Genomic DNA, 2,554 nt, shown 5'->3' on the forward strand with positions numbered 1-2,554 from the left:
GATGATGTTTTTCCAAAAGATGGCGAAAGTTCATGATTGTTGTGCGATCGGGTATAGGTTTGTCCAGAGTTAATCGGGCAAACAATCTCATGGAAGCTATTTCATACAAACCGTCTTCCATACCTTCATCGCTGAGGTTATACCATTGCTGGAGACAGTGAATTCGCAGCATAGTGGGTAGAGGATAAGGAGGTCTTCCGTTGCCACGCTTAGGGTAATAGGGCTCGATTACGGCCTCTAAGCGTTTCCATGGAATCAGAACCTCCATTCTTTCAAGAAAAATTTCCCTACGAGTTCTGCGTCGCTTCTGGCTGAATTCACTGTCGGAAAAAGAGAGTTGTTGGTCCATGACTACCTCTGATCAAGCTGCTGAGATTATTATCTCATGATCAGGGACTTATTCGCAGGTTCCCTAAGCAGCTGCTTCGTATTCTACCGGGGTTTGATAATTAAGGCTCGAGTGTAAACGAGTACGATTATAAAAATGTTGTATGTAGCCCGCTATGCTATCACGCAGCTGATAAACATCCCTAAAGGTATTGCCTGTCAGCAACTCTCCCTTTAATGAGTGGAAGAATGACTCCATCTCAGCATTGTCTGTGCAGTGATAAGCTCGATTCATGCTTGGGATAAAACCATAGCGTTTGTGCACATTCTGTATTTGAATCGCTCTGTATTCGATGCCTTGATCGGTGTGGAAAATCAGTCCCTCAGGTGGTCGTCGATTTCGAATGGCCATGAGTAGAGCCGCTTTGGTCAGAGCAGCTGTACGATTATTTTTCAATGACCAGCCCACCACTCTGCGCGAATAAAGATCTAGGACTACAGCAAGAAAGACCCATTTACCTTTGAGTTTTATGTAGGTGACATCAGAAACCCAGTGCTGATTTATGGCTGTGGGCTTTTCCAGATCTTTGCGTAAATTCGGTACAGGATCACAGGCACGTGGTGGTCGGGGCTTACGACGATAGACCCTGGAAACACGACCTTGCAGATTAGCTTCTCTCATCAGACGCTCTACACGTTTTCTGCCCACCCGAATACCTTGCTTTCGAAGTTCCATGAAGACACGTGGGCTACCATAGCGTCCTTTACTTTTTTGAAAGATGGCACGGATGCGTTTGAGCAATTTTTGGTCATCCTGTTTCCTTAAGCAGGGAGTGCGATCACGCCAGGCATGGAACCCGCTACAGGAGACATCCAGCCGCTTACAGAGGAAACTAATACCAAAACGTTTATGATGGTGTTCTACAAACTCGAATTTTATCTGCGTTGTTCCGCGAGAAACTTCTCCCACTTTTTTAGGAAATCATTCTCCTTCTTCAGTTCAGCAACTTGCGCTTCCAGCTTCTTGATGCGTTGGCTTTCAGTAAGCTCCTTTTCTCTGGGAATGCGGTTTAACTGTTTAGAGATTTTGCGTTCATCAGCCACAAGTTTGCCCTCGAAATATTCCTTGCGCCAACGGGACAACATAAAGGGATGGATGTCCAGTGAATTTGCTACATCCTTGATCAAAGCATGAGGTTTGAAGGTCATGCGAACAGCAGTGACTTTATACTCGTTGGAAAAACGGCGTGTCGGTTTATCGGGTCTGTAGGTTCCCATTTAACACCTCATTCAGTGAGTAATGAGGTGTCCACTAAAGCGGGGGAAGATCATTCACCTCATCACAGACCGAAACCATGGCCTGGCCAATGTTTTTGATGCGACCTTTAACTAAGCCTACACCGCCGATCAATACTGGATACTCACTCATAGACATTTAACGCTTGCCTGAGCCGAGCGCCGAAGGCGCGTCGGATGGAGCCCTTTAGGGCGGAATGTACTCAAGGCACTTGTTATAAGCGTGCTATTAGTGAGCACCAAATCTAATGAGTTCAAAACGTTCTAACTCTGGAAGTGAAAGATGTACTTTCATTGAGTTCATGATTTTTGTTTGATAATCCGCATGATCTTTCGGTCCCAATTCGTGACCTCTTTTTACCAAAGTATTGAAGTATTCCAAAGAGACTTTAGAAGTATTTCCATCACCATGCAGTGACACTTTTAGGATAGCTTTTTGAAATGCAGGAAATGAAGGATTACCATTATTCATAACATCTTGCAGCGCAAGTAACAGCTCTTCATATACTAAGATCTGAATGTCTCGTTGTTCCTTCTGCTTAACAAACTCTCTTTCAGAACGATCTTTAAAGTAGCTAAAAATTTGAGGTATTAAAGAGCCTAGAAGAGCAGCTAATGCAGCAATGCCAGCCACCAAAATTTTATCATCCATATTTCGAAACTCCATCATAGCTTATAACGCTTAGTTTAACCGCCCACTGCAAGTAATCGAAGCGCCACAAGACTTAGGCAAAACACTCTGAAGTTCATTGGGTCGGATTACAACGTCTTGTTGGACGCGCCCTTGCACGGGCCCTTCTATGTATTTATCTTTGTACGACTTGAGTCGTTATTGAGCCTCAGCCACGAGATTTATAATCCCAGGGCCGGTGAATGGGATCATTTTTGAGTATAAATATCCCTTATTATATTCTGCTTTCATGCCTTTTAC

At 44.1% G+C, this 2,554-nt stretch carries 4 protein-coding genes; all 4 read right to left on the minus strand.

The annotated features are described in order from the left end of the window. On the minus strand, positions 1–349 hold a 349-nt coding region (locus WG89_RS01975), incomplete at its 3' end, for a transposase (protein WP_172806678.1). Between the two features lie 63 nt (positions 350–412). Continuing rightward, positions 413–1,605 (minus strand): IS3 family transposase gene (locus tag WG89_RS29145; protein ID WP_153301370.1). Its coding sequence is split into 2 segments (ribosomal slippage): positions 413–1,269 and positions 1,269–1,605, totalling 1,194 coding nucleotides; the frame shifts between segments, so codons are not numbered across the junction. Between the two features lie 34 nt (positions 1,606–1,639). Beyond that, positions 1,640–1,762 (minus strand): Imm39 family immunity protein, encoded by a 123-nt coding sequence (locus tag WG89_RS32660; RefSeq protein ID WP_281177668.1) that lies wholly within the window; start codon positions 1,760–1,762, stop codon positions 1,640–1,642. Between the two features lie 90 nt (positions 1,763–1,852). After that, positions 1,853–2,275 carry a hypothetical protein gene (locus WG89_RS01990; RefSeq protein ID WP_062260631.1) on the minus strand — a complete coding sequence of 141 codons (423 nt, stop codon included), beginning with the start codon at positions 2,273–2,275 and terminating at the stop codon, positions 1,853–1,855. Positions 2,276–2,554: the final 279 nt, after the last annotated feature.

The organism is Endozoicomonas arenosclerae (assembly GCF_001562015.1).
GTDB classification, from domain to species: domain Bacteria; phylum Pseudomonadota; class Gammaproteobacteria; order Pseudomonadales; family Endozoicomonadaceae; genus Endozoicomonas_A; species Endozoicomonas_A arenosclerae.